15 protein-coding genes are annotated in these 16,123 nt (G+C 38.3%); 1 reads left to right on the top strand and 14 read right to left on the bottom strand.

From position 1 onward, the window contains the following. Position 1: 1 nt before the first annotated feature. From THC_RS08700 to THC_RS08630, 14 genes are all read right to left on the bottom strand, one after another. Complete coding sequence (locus THC_RS08700) at positions 2-736, bottom strand: thiamine pyrophosphate-dependent enzyme (protein ID WP_068516259.1); 735 nt, start codon at positions 734-736, stop codon at positions 2-4. Next, the gene (gene vorB / locus THC_RS08695; protein ID WP_068516256.1) at positions 703-1,785 is read right to left on the bottom strand and encodes a 3-methyl-2-oxobutanoate dehydrogenase subunit VorB; all 1,083 of its coding nucleotides are present in this window, start codon (positions 1,783-1,785) and stop codon (positions 703-705) included. Before vorB ends, THC_RS08700 begins: the two co-directional genes overlap by 34 nt. After that, positions 1,782-1,988: a 4Fe-4S dicluster domain-containing protein gene (locus tag THC_RS08690; RefSeq protein WP_068516252.1), complete on the bottom strand. Its 207-nt coding sequence runs from the start codon at positions 1,986-1,988 to the stop codon at positions 1,782-1,784. Before THC_RS08690 ends, vorB begins: the two co-directional genes overlap by 4 nt. Before the next feature lies 1 nt (position 1,989). Further along, positions 1,990-2,928: an ACP S-malonyltransferase gene (gene fabD / locus THC_RS08685; protein WP_068516249.1), complete on the bottom strand. Its 939-nt coding sequence runs from the start codon at positions 2,926-2,928 to the stop codon at positions 1,990-1,992. Continuing rightward, positions 2,929-3,357, bottom strand: coding sequence for a glycine cleavage system protein H (locus THC_RS08680; protein WP_068516246.1), 429 nt, complete (start codon positions 3,355-3,357; stop codon positions 2,929-2,931). It lies immediately after the preceding gene. A gap of 121 nt (positions 3,358-3,478) precedes the next feature. Then, a complete protein-coding gene (locus tag THC_RS08675; RefSeq protein WP_068516244.1) occupies positions 3,479-4,045 on the bottom strand; it encodes a UbiX family flavin prenyltransferase in 567 nt (188 codons plus the stop codon). Next, the gene (rnhA, locus tag THC_RS08670) at positions 4,027-4,491 is read right to left on the bottom strand and encodes a ribonuclease HI (RefSeq protein WP_068516239.1); all 465 of its coding nucleotides are present in this window, start codon (positions 4,489-4,491) and stop codon (positions 4,027-4,029) included. Before rnhA ends, THC_RS08675 begins: the two co-directional genes overlap by 19 nt. Before the next feature lie 210 nt (positions 4,492-4,701). Beyond that, the gene (locus THC_RS08665; RefSeq protein WP_231938351.1) at positions 4,702-5,748 is read right to left on the bottom strand and encodes a class I SAM-dependent methyltransferase; all 1,047 of its coding nucleotides are present in this window, start codon (positions 5,746-5,748) and stop codon (positions 4,702-4,704) included. 274 nt (positions 5,749-6,022) lie between these two features. Beyond that, entirely contained in the window at positions 6,023-6,514 is a 492-nt protein-coding gene (locus THC_RS08655) for a hypothetical protein (RefSeq protein ID WP_148638848.1), read from the bottom strand. A gap of 8 nt (positions 6,515-6,522) precedes the next feature. Continuing rightward, on the bottom strand, positions 6,523-7,488 hold the full coding sequence (locus THC_RS08650; protein ID WP_167344342.1) for a prepilin-type N-terminal cleavage/methylation domain-containing protein: 966 nt from the start codon (positions 7,486-7,488) through the stop codon (positions 6,523-6,525). Then, positions 7,478-8,059, bottom strand: coding sequence for a type IV pilus modification PilV family protein (locus THC_RS08645; protein ID WP_068516221.1), 582 nt, complete (start codon positions 8,057-8,059; stop codon positions 7,478-7,480). Before THC_RS08645 ends, THC_RS08650 begins: the two co-directional genes overlap by 11 nt. Next, the gene (locus tag THC_RS08640; RefSeq protein ID WP_068516219.1) at positions 8,049-8,549 is read right to left on the bottom strand and encodes a hypothetical protein; all 501 of its coding nucleotides are present in this window, start codon (positions 8,547-8,549) and stop codon (positions 8,049-8,051) included. Before THC_RS08640 ends, THC_RS08645 begins: the two co-directional genes overlap by 11 nt. Continuing rightward, positions 8,534-13,384, bottom strand: coding sequence for a pilus assembly protein (locus THC_RS08635; RefSeq protein ID WP_068516216.1), 4,851 nt, complete (start codon positions 13,382-13,384; stop codon positions 8,534-8,536). Before THC_RS08635 ends, THC_RS08640 begins: the two co-directional genes overlap by 16 nt. Positions 13,385-13,496: 112 nt before the next feature. Continuing rightward, positions 13,497-15,272 (bottom strand): putative Ig domain-containing protein, encoded by a 1,776-nt coding sequence (locus THC_RS08630; RefSeq protein WP_068516213.1) that lies wholly within the window; start codon positions 15,270-15,272, stop codon positions 13,497-13,499. Positions 15,273-15,582: 310 nt separating this feature from the next. Here THC_RS08630 and THC_RS09240 point away from each other — a divergent pair, with 310 nt between their 5' ends. Continuing rightward, entirely contained in the window at positions 15,583-16,113 is a 531-nt protein-coding gene (locus tag THC_RS09240) for a prepilin-type N-terminal cleavage/methylation domain-containing protein (protein WP_082706411.1), read from the top strand. Positions 16,114-16,123 lie beyond the last annotated feature (10 nt).

The following is a 16,123-nucleotide window of genomic DNA, read 5'->3' as shown; positions in this document are numbered from 1 at the left end:
ACTATTCAAAGTCTTTGAAGATTTTAAGGGGAAAAACCTCAGCCAGTTTATCAATGTGCCTGGTTGCGGAAAGGGGGTCCATCTTCCAATTGACAGGACAGGCAGAAAGAAACTCTATGTAACCAAAGCCCCTTTCCTCAATCTGCGCAAGAAAGGCCTTTTTAAGGGCCTTTTTGGCCTGTAGCACCCTCTGTGGAGTATTAACAGCCACTCTTGCACAAAAGGCGACTCCCTCAAAGCCTGCCAGAATCTCAGCAACCTTCAGAGGATAGCCCTCTTTAGAAGGATCTCTTCCTGAGGGGGTCGTTGTAGTTTTCTGCATGGGAAGGGTTGTGGGAGAAACCTGCCCCCCGGTCATCCCGTAGACTGTGTTGTTTATCATGATAGCTGTAATTTTCTCACCCCGAGATCCAGCATGGAGGCTATCCCCAAGGCCTATAGCTGCAAAGTCTCCATCTCCTTGATAGGTAAAAACTACAAGATCTGGCCTTGCCCTTTTTATTCCTGTTCCAGCTGAGCAAGATCTACCATGAGGGGCCTCAATAATATCAACATCTATATAAAAATAGAGAAAACAGGCGCATCCAATTGAGGCAAGACCAACTGTTTTATCTCTTATCTCAAGCTCGTCAATCACTTCACAAAGGAGCCTATGAATAATACTATGATGACAACCCGGGCAATAGTGAAAAAGCGTCTTTTTTAAACTTTGGGGAAATTTAAAGAGTTCAGGCACTTTTTAATCTCCCTTTCTATGTCTTCTGGAAAAGGTAAAACACTGGGAGGATAAAATCTGGAAAGGACTTCTGCCCTTCCACAGAGGGCACTGGCTACATCTTCAACCATCTGCCCGCAATTAAGCTCAAATACAAGCACTTTTATTTTTTTCTCATTGCTATCAAGAGCAGAACAAAGGGCCTTTTTAGGAAAGGGAAAAAGAGTTACAGGTCTAAAAAAGGAAATCCCATAGCCTTTACTTCTCAGATTAAGAACAGCCTCTTTACAAATTCTGGCTATGGAGCCAAAGGCTATTACCATAAGCTCTTCCTGGCCCTCAGAGAGTATTTCAAAGCGAATTTCTCTCTCCATAGCCTTATATTTTTTCTTCAATTTTAGATTCCTTTCTGCAAGCTCCTTAGAATCAAGGAAGAGGCTCTTTATGGTGCGCGAGGGTCTATCTTTAGCCCCTGTTAAGGCCCAATCTTCTTTGGCAAAGTTTTTAATTTTTAAGGGTTTCACCTCCAGAGGTTCCTTCATCTGTCCAAGAATAGCATCAGAAAGAATCATAACAGGATTGCGATATTTATCCGCAAGCTCAAAGGCCTTAGCAGTAAGCTCATAGGCCTCGGCACAGGTATAGGGAGCTAAGACGAGAAAACGGCCATCTCCATGCCCCGGGGCCTTTACTGCCTGAAAATAATCCCCCTGAGAGGCCTCAATTCCACCAAGCCCAGGCCCTCCCCTCATCACATTCACTACCACACAGGGAAGCTCAAGGGCAATAAGATATGAAAACCCTTCACTCATAAGGGAAATCCCCGGGCTTGATGAACTTGTCATAACCCTTGCCCCAACGGCACTTGCCCCAAGCACCATATTTATAGCCGAGGTTTCAGATTCTGCCTGAAGAAAGACCCCTCCCCTCTTGGGAAGCTCAGCAGACATAAGCTCTGGAATCTCATTTTGAGGAGTAATGGGATAACCGAAATAACACTGACATCCCCCTTCAAGAGCCCCAAGGGCAATAGCCTCAACTCCCTTTACAAGTAGCTTTTTTCCTTTCAAGGGGAATCCTCCTCAACAAAAACCACCTCTGGACACATGAGAAAACAAATTCCACAGGCATTACATTTTTCAGCATTGGCTATATAAACCACCTTATATCCCTGAAGATTTCTCTTTCCAGAAAGGGAAAGGACTTTTTTTGGACAAAATTCAACGCAAAGTCCGCAACCCTTACAACGCTCTTCCAAGATTTTTATCTTCATCTTAAAGAAGATCTTTCAAGAGATTTTCCAGATCCTTTAAATTTTCTACATTGTAGCATTTGAAGGGTCTATCTTGAAGGATTTGTGAAATTAGTCCCTTAAGGACCTGTTTTGGGCCTATCTCAACAAAGGTTGAAACTCCTTGAGCATAGATAAACTCTATAACCTCAATCCAGCGAACAGGTGAGGTCATCTGCCTTTTCATTAACTCCTTAAGGCTCTCGCCAGATTTTTCAGCCTGAGCTGAGACATTACTAACCACAGGAATTTGAGCATCTCTAAAATTAAGGGTATCCAGAAGTCCTGCAAATTCTCTTTCTGCAGATTCCATAAGAGGGCTGTGAAACCCAGCACTAACCTTGAGTCTTACAACCTTGGCTCCCTTGGACTTAGCTGCTTCAGCTACCTCAGTAATAGCTTGCTCCTCCCCACTTATCACCAGCTGACGGGGAGAATTATAATTTGAAATTATGACAAGCCCCTTTGTTTGAGATATGATCTCTTTAAGCCTTTCTTCAGAGAAATTTAAAATAGCATACATCCCTGAGGCCTTATCACCCCCAGCCTTCCCCATTAATTCCCCCCTTTTTTTAACAGCTTTAAGGGTATCCTCCAGGGAAAGAACTGAGCTTGCATAAAGAGCGCTAAATTCTCCCAGGCTATGCCCGGCATTAAAAGAAACCAAATGCTTAAATTTTTCTTCCAGATTGGCCTTTAAAGCCTCAAAAATTACAATATTTACAGTGGTTAAAGAAACCTGTAAGTTTTCTGTAAGGGTTAATTCTTCCAGGGGGCCTTCAAAGACAAGCCTTTTAACTGGAATCCCTGTTAATTCCTCAGCCAGAGAGAAGATTTCCTTTGCCTTAGAAGAGGCTTCCCAGAAGTCCTTTCCCATTCCGAGATACTGGGAGCCCTGACCAGGAAATACCAGAGCAAGCATTTACTCTTCCTCCTCAGAAACCTTTTCAGGAACTACCTCCTCAAACTCTTCGGCAATTTTTAACTCATAGTCCTCTGCTGGAAGAAGTTCCTCCAGCTCAGAGGGATTGGCCATCTCAATCTTAACCAACCAGCCCTCTTCATAGGGGTCTTCATTTAAAAGATCCACATCATCAAGAACCTTCTCATTTACAGAAACTATTACCCCGGAAACAGGCATAACAAGATTGAATTCTTCTTCAATACTTTCAATACTTCCAAAGACATCATCTTTTTCATATTCTTCCCCCTCTTCTGGGAGATCCACATTAATGATTTCTATCTCTTTGGCTGAAAAAAAATCAGTTATTCCCACTCTTACTATCTTTTTCTTTTCCTTTTTAACCCAGAGATGATTTTCGGTATAAAGCCTATCTTCAAGAATCCTCATCCTTAACCCTCCTTAAGAGTAAGTTTAAAATGGTAAATTCTCATTAATGGTGTTTTTTATAAACCACTTTCTGAAAAATATCAAGGGTTAATTTTAAATTTTGAAGAGATTTAATTTTGTGTTATGAATATAGACCCTTCCATGGCTTTGAATTCTCAGCAATTTTTAAAAATTGAAGAAGTCTTTCTGTAAATTGTTTTAATAATTCTTCTAAGGATGCAGGCTTGTGGTAAAAGCCAGGCATAGCCGGGTAAATCACTGCTCCTGCCTGAGTCAAAAGGAGCATATTTTGAAGATGGATAAGGTTAAAGGGAGTTTCCCTGACTACCAGGACAAGGGGTTTCCTCTCTTTAAGCATGACATCTGCAGCTCTCAAAAGAAGATTTCTTGCTTGACCGGTAGCAATGCCTCCTAAGGTCCCCATACTGCAGGGAATAATTACAAGGCCTCGGTAAGGGGCTGATCCACTGGCAGGGGGAGCTGAAATCTCCCTTTCCTCATAAACCATATCAGTTAATTCCTTAAGAATCTGCCAGGGTCGGTCAAGTTCATGTTGAAAAACGAGTTTTCCTGCATCAGTTATAATTATCTCAAAGGGCACTTTTAGAGATTTCAGGGCCTCCAGAAAATATAAGGCATAGATGGAGCCACTTGCCCCGGTGATTCCCACTAAGAGTTTCTCTTCCATTTCCTTGCCTCAGCCTTAGCTATCTGGTCAACTCTTTCGTTTTCAGGATGTCCACTATGGGCAGGCACTTTTATGAATCTTACCTCGTGAAAATTTAACCATCTTTCAAGCTCCTTCCAGAGATCCTGATTTTTAACGGGTTTCCCCTCCGAAGTCTTAAAACCTTTCTTTTTCCAGAGGGGTAACCATTCGGTTGCTCCTTTTATCACATATTCAGAATCCCCATAAACAACAATTTTACTTTTATTTTTAAAGTATGAAAGGGCCTTAATAACTGCCATAAGCTCCATCCGATTATTAGTGGTCTCTGCTTCTCCACCCTTGAGGACAATCTCTTTGCCTCCCTTTTTAATTAAAACCCCATACCCACCTGGCCCTGGATTTCCAAGGGAACAACCATCCACATAAACAGAAATCTCCCGGGATTGAAGCTCCTGCTTTTCCATCTCACTTAAAATCTCATAATTTTACAAAATCCATAGAGGTGGTTATTAAAAGGGCATAGCCCTTTTTATTTCCTCAAGAGTAAATACGCTTCCTCTCAAAATCTTTTAAATTGCAAGATTTGAGATAGATAAGATTGGGAAGATAAGCAAGCTCAAAAAGGGGGTCATAAATTTTTATTTTAAAGGTTTTTTATAAAAAAGCCACTTTAATTAATACAAAAGTTTTAGGCGATTGCTAAATCTAAAACCTGAAAGTTGTGGGATTTTGGTAAGTCCCAGAAATCTCCCCTGAACAAGCACCCAGTGGGATTGTCCAAACCCCTCAGGGAAGACAAGGAGTTTTAAGGCCTCCCTATCTCTAAAATTTCCCTCAGAAATTTCAAGAAAGACCCTATCTATCCCGAGAGAGGCAAGATAGGGGCCCTGCTGGGTAAATCCAAGATTTAAGAAGCCATATTTTTCTCCCAGTTCCCTGAGTAGGGTAAAATCAACATGCGCAGTTATGTCAATGTGCCCAGGTTTAAAATAGGGATTTTCACAGGCTCTGTGGCGAAAGTAGCAAAGAAGAGTTCCCTTTTTTCTTTCTAGATGATAATAATCCCCTCGGGGATAGCCATAATCAATGATAAGGAGAAGCCCCCTTTTCATTTTTTGAGAAAGGGCTCTATAGATTTCCTCTGCCCTTAAGGAGACCTCAGTTCTATATCCCTCAGGCCAGGAAGGAACATAGGGATAGATAATTTTTAGAATCTCAGGCTCTGTTAATTTTTCAAGTTTTTCTGTGACTTCACCTCCCCTGAATTCAAGCCAGATTTCAAAAAGCTCACCCTCCCTTTTTTCAACAAGATGCACAGGCAGGGCATCAAAGAGCTCATTACAAAGAAATATCCCCTCAAAAGGTGGAAGCTCTGAAAAATCTTGGAACCAGCTAATATTTTTTAGATAATCTTTAAGGGTTTCTTCTTGAAGAGCCCTTAAAGCAGGAAAGGGCTCCACAATGTAATAGGGGAAATCAAAGCCTTTAAAGGCAAGATAATTCAAAATATCAAGGGCAAGATAACCAGCTCCAGCTCCTGCCTCAACTATGACAAAATCCTTGGGTTTTTTCAACAATTCGAAAGCCTCAAGAACCTGAAGACCAAGGGTTGCCCCAAAGACCCTATGTACGCAAGGTGAAGTTATAAAATCTCCTGCTTTCCCCGGGACATTTCCCCTTGCATAATACCCGTAATCAGGATGATAAAGGGCAAGTTCCATATAAGTTTCAAAGGGAAGAGGTGATAAAGCCTCAAGAAGCTCAAGAAAAATTTTTATACCTCCAGATGGGTTTTAAATTGATTATAAAACAAAATTTTTTCAATTTCAAAGATTTGTATGTTATCAGATTTTTCCTGCCTTTTTCCCCTGATGCAATCCTTTTGAACAGGGCGGATTTAAATGAATTGCAACCTTTTTATTTAAAGGGGATATTAATTATGCAATAAGGAAAAAATTTGACATTATCCTCTACAAGAGTAGTCAATTTTAGAGATTACTTAATATAAACTGCTTCAACATAGGCTGTGACATTATTTGGCCCATAGGCAGTGGAATTAAACCCATAAATATAATTTAATCCCAGTCTTGCCGCCTGAGAAGTGTATGCAACACCTGTAATTTCAAAACCAGGTTGAGGTTGATATCCCAAAAAACAAATAGTAATAGGATTAATATATTCCTTAGATTCGCCAAGAAGTTTGTATTTCAAATTTACGAGACAACATGTGCCATTGGCTGTTGGGGAAGTACCTGGCGGACAAATACCTCTATCTAATTCGGAAAAGTATCCTTGATCCACATAAGATGCTAATAATTTAATACCACCTGCAGAGGCTTCTCTAACTGATGTATAAGTTTTTACAGGGAATAAAATATGAGTTAATCTATACCACACTGCAACAAGCCCTGCTATAATAAGAAGGCCTATAAATGAAAACATTATAGCAGTAAATAAAGCACTTCCCCTCTCTCTTTGAATTGACAATTTCCCCCTCATTTGATACCTCTTAAATTTTCTAAGGATATTCTCTCTTCTATAACTCTCCAGCGATAATATTTCCATTCAGGATCCTCCTCCTGGAAAGGGCCACACTGAGAATTTAAAGGAACCTCTCTTTTAGTGCTCATTCTACCACTTACTTGCACAAGAAGGCATACTTGTATAGCAGATGGCAAGTTATTAGTAGTATTACCTATAAAATCAAATTTTAATCCTCCAACACAATCAAAAATGGGTTGAGCTTGAATATTCCATTCCCTTTGTAACATTAATTTACCACTTTTTGGGGCACAAGCCTGCTTTTGGGCTATCTCATTATCATCGAAGGCGGATAGGTGCAGCCGAAAAACTTCAGGAGGTGTTTCATTGCCTTTGGTGTAAAAAAATAAAAAACCAGGACCCTTTAAATTTGAGGTGCAATTAAGTGGTTGATCAAGATAATCTTTGTGATAATTTCTATTTTCATCTAAATAATAACATAATGTATCATTTTCATAAATGGCATTGCATGTAAATCCATATTTATTTACAGCCATAGACTTTTTTTCTCCATCCGGTAAAATAACCCACCAACATCCCGCCTCTTTTGCTCCAGTTGCAAATAAGCTCCTAAAATAAAGCCTATCATGTTTAGGCCCATTAGAAATAGAACAATCGTTAGCTAAACCTATAATAGTTCTGCTATTTTTGAATTTAGATAAATTTGAATCTGTGCAATTTGGAGAACTCCAAATTTGATAATTGCTGATTTCTCTTGGTATTCCAAAACCTATGCTCTGGATAAGTTTTCTTAAATATATTTGTAAACTTAAAAGTTCCATCTCCTTTCTCACACCTATACTTTGAGATTTATATTCCTGAATAAAGTTTCTATATGTGCTAAATATAATCCCACTTAGTATTCCTAAAAGAAGCATAACTAAAAGTATTTCAATTAAAGTATATCCATTATTCTTCATATTTTTTATAAACAAGCACATTAATTTCCTTTTCTCTTCTGGTTTTAGGTTCTATATAATATACTTTAATCCCCACAGCTGAACCAACTTCTATCTCTTGTCCTGATTCATTATCTTTATATATAACTTTTCCTGCATTATATCCAACTCTTATAGGATATCCAACTGTGCAATTTATTTGATTACTTAAAATTATTTCTTCTCCAGTATAACAATACAAACATCCAAATTGACTTATACAGTTATTTACATTTGGACAATCTTTTACATAAAAATCAGGTCTATCAAAGGTGATAAATGATTGATTTCCAGTAGCATTAGATTTAAGCTCCCCAGTGATAGAAGAATTGAAACATGCAGAAAGCTGAGGCAAGTTCAAGATTCCACTTCTCAATTTTTCAGCCAGTTCTTTAGCTCTGGCATTAATTTTAGAAGCCTTTAAATACAGCATAAAATCAGTGGTTGCTTTCATAAATCCTACAATAACGAATACAAGAATTAACATTGCAATAAGGATTTCAAGAAGTGTCATTCCCTGTTTTTTCTTATGAGCAAGTTTGTTATGAGCCATATTGGACGCTAATCCTTCCAAGAATACTTATAGAAATTTTAATTTTCTCCCCAAAAGCATTTATAAGCACTATACTTCCACTATCTCCTCCGCTTATCAACTCACCTCTTCTATCAAAAATAAAGGCTTGAGGACATAATAGTTTACTTGTTATTTCAACTACTTCTATTCCCCTCCAATTTTCTGAAATGTTTATTATTTTATAAATCAAATCGATTCCATTAGTATAATTTCCATCACCATTTTTCTCCTCAAAAATTAAAATTTGGCGAGTATTATTATCATAACATATACCATAAAGATTTTTGGAAATCATAGATTTCGTTTTAACCCAGTTTAATTGAGAGGCAATTTCATTAGCTGCTCCTTTTAGACGCTCTCTTGCTGTATAGATTAAATATTCCCTGATAAAAATAGCTGATAAGATTGCAAGAATTGCAATTAAAATTAACAATTCTAAAGTAGTATATCCCCTTATTTTTCTAACCACAGGATAAATCTTCCTCTTGCTGACTCTTGCGCTTGCTGAGTAAGTCTTATAATTGTTCCATAAGAGGCCTGAGCAATCTTTTCATATTGCCCTGTTTGAGATTTAAAAGTAGCTACCTGAAAGGGCTGACCAAGGGGTGGGGCTCCAGGGCTAACTAAATATTTTGATCTAATAGTAATAGTTTCACCCACTGCTGCAGTATGAATAAGAGCAGAAGGCTTTCCACAGGGAATTCCAGTATCATAACATAAAGCCATAAGCCAAGTCTCTCCACCGATTTTGCAGATTTCATTATAGGTTCTAAAAACAAGGGCATCCAAATTACCACCAAATACGAAAGGTTGAGAATTAATTAGTTCATTATAAGTTTCTCCCTTTTCAAGTTGATGAAACCAACCTCGTATTATAGCAGGAGGGACAGTTCCGTTATAATAGCCATCTATAGCTACTTCTGTTGAGTTACAACCATCCCAGTCACATTTGCAAACTTGAGTTGTTCTTGTAACCACAATATTAGCTAATGCTCCTGTTGCATTATAAAGGTCGTTAAAATTATAAGTAGACATGCAATTGCCTGACCAACAGTCATCAATAAAACCAATTAGATAATTGGAGTAATTGAAATTTTTATCTTCGCTTCTTAAATATCTTCCTGTCCCAAAAAAGACCCAGAACCTTCCTGATTTATCTTTGGTAAAAGTGGGTGCTGAAAAAACAGGTGCATTGGGATTAAAAGAAAGGGTAATAGAATCATTTCTAAGGCTCAACCTATAAAACTTCCCGGAATTAGCATCATATGTTCCGAAATAAAGAACATCATCTTGATAATCATTATCTACATCTGCAGGCCAGATATCGCCTATAGAAACATTATTAGCCACATTGAGTTCCTTTATTAAACTTCCTGTCCTTAGATCAAAGAAATATATTTTGGCTTGATTAACAAAATTGGTTCCTTGGGGATCCTTAGGTCCCGAGCCGATCACCACATACCACTTTCCATTTTTATCCCTTTCTCCAAGTCTGACAATGGCAGGAAAAGATAGGGTTAAAGTTTTATCCGGCAGGGCCCTCTCCCATAAAACCTTTGGCTCAGAGGTGGTTCCTTTTAACCAATCTGTTAAATCTAAAACAAAGATGGATGAACTGTAGGATTCTATACAATTATTCCCCTGTTTTTTGATACAGATCTCCTTTCCTCCAAACCCCATTACCCCTAATAAAAGGGTTCTCCAGGAATCGGAAGTTTTCGTTTCTTCAGGACCTCCACCAATTGAGGCATCAAAGACATAAGTTCTGTAATCAACTGTTGGAATATGACAATAATCTTTATGGGCATACCAGATAAGATAGGGAAGGGCATTCTGAGGAATGAAGGCCCATTCCTCCTTTCCTATTAAATCAATAGCTTCGCTGTTAAAGGCATTAATTAATCTGACAGGTCTATCCTGATCTCCAGCTGATTTCAAATAACCCAACCTAAAAGCATGAAGCATACCATCATTTGCCCCTACAAAGGCATAAGTGGTCCTTTTTGCATAAGTTTCATTAGCAATGAAAGCTCTGTATGTAAAATCAAAATATCTCACATGATAAATATTAAGAGGCTCATTAGATATAATGCTTGGTGTAGAAAAAATAATATCTCCGAGCTTCCAGGTGTGATTTCCGCTTATACCTGAGGCTGAACAAAGGCTTCCTACATCAAAGGTTAGGTTGCGGGAAAAATAGTCCTTTATAGTGGCATTTGAAAGACAAGGAACTGAAGGATTACCTTTTAAGTATTCAATAAGGCAATTAGTAAAGGTATCATCAACAGAAATTCCAAGGCTTTCACTTACAGCAACACCATTCCAAAGGTTTTTGAGGAAGGTTTTTGCATCGGTATCATCAATAGATTTGATAGTGGTGTTACCTATATGAACCAAGATTTTTCTACTGAAGGGGTCTCTATTGGCTAATTGACAGCCTGCGTCAAAAACAGGCTTTAAGTTAAGAGCTTCAATCTTGGTAGGGTCATAAGAACAGGTGCTTTCATTTGAGATATACCAGGCATGAGGTTCCTCGTCCTCTTTTACCACAAGTTGAAAAATTTTATCAACAATATTTTTTATATTAAGCCATTTATCTAAATTGGTATCTTCCCTTAAATTTGCTTTAAAATCCGTCCAGAAGGCTTTAAGCATTCCAATCCAGTTAACTTCTATTTCTCCAGATTGATAGCTTGGATAAAAAAGGGGCTGGAGAACAAGAGAGGAAAATCCCTTTCTTGAAGTCAAAGTTGCAACCGTTGCCCCAGAAGAAGCCCTGCGAAGGATTTCAGCAAAGGCTTTGTTAAGCTGAGACTCAAGCTTTAAAGGATTTACTACATAAAAATAGGTATCAGGAATGCCATTTCCATCTTTGTCCCACTCAGAAGGCAAATCAGGCAAATCATTTCCATTCATATCATCAAAACCACCCCATTTTGCAGCATACCAAAGAGGTGGCTTTAACTGCCCAGCAGTTGAACCAGTAACAGAAAAGTCCTTTTGCCAGGTAAGAGGCATGCCTGCTACAACGGAAGGTGTATCACCGTCAGCAGTGTCTGGCACATCTTTATCTTTTACCACAAGCCAGGTGCCATCTTCTGTTGTTCCGGAAATGGTAAAGCCAAGCACCTGGTCAATACCTCCAGCAGCATAATTTGATGTTAGTTTCACTCTTATTTGATTGGAACTAATAGGTTGTATCTCATATTCTACAATAGCGTCCATATCGTGGTCTGCACCCTGTTCCACATCCTCAAAGTTAATTCTAAACTTTGCATAGACAAGATTACCACTTGCATCGTAATTAATCGTATCAACATAAAAATCTACTATTTGATTGGTAGGACAGTATGAGCCATCTTGACAATTTGATATCCTTAGATTACCGTTTGCGTCTCTTTGAAAAGTGCATTTTTGGTAACAATACTGATATACATTAAGTTCACCACTTACACTCTTTCCTAAGGGTGTGATCCGGACAGTTTTATCCCCTACTTTAAAAACTATATCTGGAACAGGTGAAGAAAGAGCTACAGCAAGGGTTTTAATTGTGTAAGGTTTTTGATCTGAAAAATTGTCTCTCCAGCCACCACTTTTCTTATTTCCATAATAAGCAATGGAAGCTGGATAATAACTTCCCTGTTTGGTTGGCTCTTCTGGGCAAAGACCCCTTATATTACTAAAGGAAGATATATCTTTAGCTGAACATATAAAATCATAATTTGTTCCAGATTGGCCTATAAAATAACTTCCAGGAATAAACTCAATTGAGGATATAAGATCCGCAAGTGTAGACACATTCAAACCAGAAATATCTCCTGAGAAACTACCAAATGAAGACCCGGGAACTTTATCGGAATCATAACTATTGTAAATATCGCTTAATACTACAATAAATGGTTTAGCACATATAGGAAATACATCATAAAGTCTATAAGTAGATCTCCCACTTTTAAATTTACCCCATTCAGGTTTGGGCAAATTTAAGCCACCATCTTGACTTTTCGAATATGTAAAATCACCTGTTGGACTTGTTTTTCCTGCAAAATATCTAATGGCTTCATACATCATTTCTGCGATGGGATTTCCCCAGTTTTTAAATTCACCTTCATTAGGAGGACGCGTGGTCACCCAGGCACCCTGCCATCCAGGTTCGTATGAATAATCACTATATCTAAAATCAATTATTCTTAACCTATCAAAAGTTAGCACAATATTTCCTGGTGTATTCTCCGATGTTTGAAAGATACCTGTATTAGAATTTATCTCATCTAAAAAAGACCATATATTTTTCCTTAATACACCACCACTAAAATTTTTCTCATAAGAGCCTGTAATTAAACCAAAATACATCTTTGCTTTATCTACACAAAGCCCATGTGTGGCTGCAGGATTACAATCACTATCAGTATTACAGGGTTTTAATGATTTGGAACACCATTTAGTGCCATCACCATCTCCATATTTTTGAAGTAGACCTATGGGTTTATATGTTTCAGCTCCAGCTGGATATCTTTTACAGTTTGGTTCAAGACCTACCGCTGGGTCGCATACTTTTACTCTTACATAATATTCATAATTAGGAGTGCCCAAACTATTATCACATACGGGTCTTTCCTTTGATGCCCACTCCCAGATTCTATTAGTTTTATTCAGTAAAACTCTGATACGCCTTGTTTCTCCATTGCTAAGGCTGGTAATACAAAATAGGTGTCTTTGCCCGCTACCTGGAGGATCGAAGGGAGTTAATTGTCTTGTATCGCTTCCGCTGTATTCTTTGCCCCAGCTGTGGGCATCTTGGGGTATAAAGGTTGCCTCAAGCACTGTTTCAGATGCTGAATCTGTAGACCTATATCCACCATAAAGCACCTTTCTTAAAACATCAATACGAGCCATGGTTAGCCAGTTAAGAAAGTTGCCACTCCATTCATCTGCCCCACCACAATATTTATTGCTTGTGTATCTTACAGGAACAAACTTTGCAGAAGACCCTTCATATTTATAACACTTATATGGATCAAAGTATCCATAGTAATCGATACTGTGCTTATAGCCTACATCTATTTTTCCATCTTCATCCAAATCGGAGGCATCATTATAAGCTTCATAATATAATTTATGGTCTTTTCCAGAAACAAGCATAACTAAGGGCGGAACGGTTTCGCTTATAATTGGGGGGGCGTAGCAGTAATCACTCATGCCTCCGGTAACAGGCTTTGTATCCCTGAAAATAAAGGATAGAAAAATCACACTTATGACAAAAAGAATTCTTTTTATCCAGAGGAGAGGGGCTTTTTCAGGCATGACCCACCCTTTTTATGAATATTCTTATATTTAATTTTAGTGCCATCAGAAAAAAGTCAAGGGAAAATTTTATAAGAAGACCTATCCGGATTAAGGGAAAAGATGCTATCTCTTACCTATCTGCTAAGCCAGAACCTGTAAAATTGACCTTTAAATCTTTATCATCACCATCTGCACAAACTGCTTCATCGTATGTTATAATATAGAGAAGAGTTCCAGTGCAATCTACAGGTCCAGCTGAAGGATAAATCAAAATAGCCTGTCCAGGGCCAAGCTCCTGCGCTTGGGTTGTGATTTCTCGATTGTTATCGACTTCCCTACATGTGCCATCTGGAAGCCTTGCTTCAATGGTTCTGCCACTCTCATTCCATACTTCGTAAGTTGAGCCGCTCGTAGGTCTCACACAAACTTTATAGTAACAAGTATTACTTCCAAATGCATTGGAAACTACTAAAGTAAACAGAGTATTGCGAGTTAAAGGATTTGTTTGACAGGTTCCTCCAGTTGAACCTGTGCCACTGGTGCAATTTCCACTTGTCGGATTAAAATTATAAGTAGCAGGCCCATTGATTATGGTCCAGTTAAGTGTTGCTCTTGTATTATAATCTATAGGATTTGAAGAGGCTGTTAAGGTGCAACTTGGTGCTCCACCACCTCCTCCTCCACCACCTCCACCACCTCCGCCAGATGAAACATCTTGAATTACAACAGAGTAAGTAGCTGTGGTAAATTGTCCACAAGAATCTCTAATTGTGATAGAAAAATTACAAGTTCCAGTTTCAGTGGGTGTTCCGGTTATGGTTACAGAAGAAGTATCACAAGATGATACATTAAGACCATTACAACTCGTCGGAGGGCAACTAACAGTATAAGAAGGTTTTCCTCCACTTATACTTAATGGAATACTGTTGTTATAACTGACATTTTTTGTAGCGTAGTAAACAGCTGTATAGGGGCTTACTCTTACAGGGTCAGGTTGGATAGATATATTAAATACTCTTGTGTCTTGGTTAGTATCGTTATCACTTACTGTTACAGTAACTTGATAGGTTCCTGGACATATATTAACAGGACTTGCTGATATAGTTAAGTTGCCTCCTTGATTGCCAGAAGCCGGACTGCCATTAAATCCGGAAGGTAAAGTGTAATTCCATTTATAATTTCCACCACTTGCGTAAGGAACTCCACCTTGTGCGTAAACGGTAGCATTATAATCTCTATTTTGATAGGCTACAGGAAGCTCTGAGGTAATGATTCTTAACTGGGCACCTGGGCAACCCATTTTGACCCTCAATTCATCAAGGGTCACCCACTTAACAATATCATCAAATTCCTCAGGCCTACTTAAATCAAAAGGATAACCATCTACATTGGGCGTTCCCGGAGCATAAATTATGACTTCAGTATCATTATAAAAAGTCTGAAGATTATAATTCGGACCTCCACTTACAATGACAAAAGCAATATTTTCATAAACCGTGGGAGCTGTACAAGTCGCATCATTACATATCCTAAGTTTAAGAGAGGTTCCCTTTCTTCCGCAAATATCTTTTTCATAAAATGTGCAATTACCTTGATAAATATTATTGTTAAGCGTATAATTTCCGTTAACAACCTCTTTAGCTGGAATGTAGTGTATATCCTTATTCCAGGCATCCATGGTTTTCCTAACTCCCATAGTAGTAAGATTACCACTGAGACATTTATTTCCCGCTGCATAACTGATAATTGCCTCGGTTATGGCATCGAGGGTTTCACGGGTCTCATTGATTTTCATTCGCTTGGTTAAAGGCCCGATTAGGGCTGCACCAAGACCTATGAGAAAACCAAGAATAACAAGAATGATAGCTATCTCTACAAGGGTAAACCCAAAAACCCTTTTCCTCATAAAAATTATTTTATAACTTAAAATTAAAAAAGGTCAAGGTAGTGCACAAGTTCAGATCCTTACAAGAAAAAGAAAGGGTGGTAAGAGGGGATCAAGTATGAAAGTAACACAGGCAATCTTGCCTGTGAAGGTAAATTACATTCCAAGGTATTAAAGAAACACAGACAAGAATATCTGTGCTACAACAGACACAAAAATCAGGGGGTTTAAAATTTTCACCTCCTACAGATATCCCTTGACAACTTTGTAAAAAGATGTAATATCATCATTCATTATTAAAATTTTTATTAAAATTTTGGGAGGTGAAGCTATGAAAGAAAGGGCTAAAGGATTTACTTTAGTTGAGCTGGCTATAGTGCTTGTTATCATTGGAATCATTTTAGGGGCAGTGCTTAAGGGTCAAGAGCTTATTGCTAATGCAAGAGCCAAAAGAGTTCAAAATGATTTGAGAGGGCTTGAGGCTATAATTTGGACTTATTATGACCGTAGAGGAAATTTACCAGGTGATACAAATAATGATGGAATTATTGATGATCCAACTAATGCTACAGCAGAACTTGTAGCTCAAGGATTGCTTCCCAATGGAACAAATGGAATCAGACATGCCTTTGGTGGTAACTTTACTATTGGAAACTTTACTACTAATAACGCTACTTTTAATGCAATCACCATAGATAATATTCCTTCCTTTGCAGCTCAAATGATTGATACTTCCATTGATGGCTCAGCAAATGGTTTAGCAGGAAGATTCCGTAGAGCGGATAATACCACAGCTGATTGGCCAACAACAGACCCAAATAGTATAGTAACTGCCAGATACTTTTTTGATAAACAACCATAAGCTGTAAAAA

This window comes from Caldimicrobium thiodismutans, from assembly GCF_001548275.1.
GTDB lineage: Bacteria > Desulfobacterota > Thermodesulfobacteria > Thermodesulfobacteriales > Thermodesulfobacteriaceae > Caldimicrobium > Caldimicrobium thiodismutans.
This window is presented reverse-complemented; position numbering and strand designations above follow the sequence as displayed.

Excerpts from the sequence above, each read along its gene's own strand:
- THC_RS08645 (WP_068516221.1), bottom strand. The coding sequence starts at position 8,059 with ATGGCTCATAACAAACTTGCTCATAAGAAAAAACAGGGAATGACACTT.
- THC_RS08675 (WP_068516244.1), bottom strand. The coding sequence starts at position 4,045 with ATGGAAGAGAAACTCTTAGTGGGAATCACCGGGGCAAGTGGCTCCATC.
- THC_RS08650 (WP_167344342.1), bottom strand. The coding sequence starts at position 7,488 with ATGAAGAATAATGGATATACTTTAATTGAAATACTTTTAGTTATGCTT.
- THC_RS08665 (WP_231938351.1), bottom strand. The coding sequence starts at position 5,748 with ATGGAACTTGCCCTTTATCATCCTGATTACGGGTATTATGCAAGGGGA.
- THC_RS08635 (WP_068516216.1), bottom strand. The coding sequence starts at position 13,384 with ATGCCTGAAAAAGCCCCTCTCCTCTGGATAAAAAGAATTCTTTTTGTC.
- fabD (WP_068516249.1), bottom strand. The coding sequence starts at position 2,928 with ATGCTTGCTCTGGTATTTCCTGGTCAGGGCTCCCAGTATCTCGGAATG.
- THC_RS09240 (WP_082706411.1), top strand. The coding sequence starts at position 15,583 with ATGAAAGAAAGGGCTAAAGGATTTACTTTAGTTGAGCTGGCTATAGTG.
- THC_RS08630 (WP_068516213.1), bottom strand. The coding sequence starts at position 15,272 with ATGAGGAAAAGGGTTTTTGGGTTTACCCTTGTAGAGATAGCTATCATT.
- rnhA (WP_068516239.1), bottom strand. The coding sequence starts at position 4,491 with ATGGAAAAGCAGGAGCTTCAATCCCGGGAGATTTCTGTTTATGTGGAT.
- THC_RS08680 (WP_068516246.1), bottom strand. The coding sequence starts at position 3,357 with ATGAGGATTCTTGAAGATAGGCTTTATACCGAAAATCATCTCTGGGTT.
- THC_RS08690 (WP_068516252.1), bottom strand. The coding sequence starts at position 1,988 with ATGAAGATAAAAATCTTGGAAGAGCGTTGTAAGGGTTGCGGACTTTGC.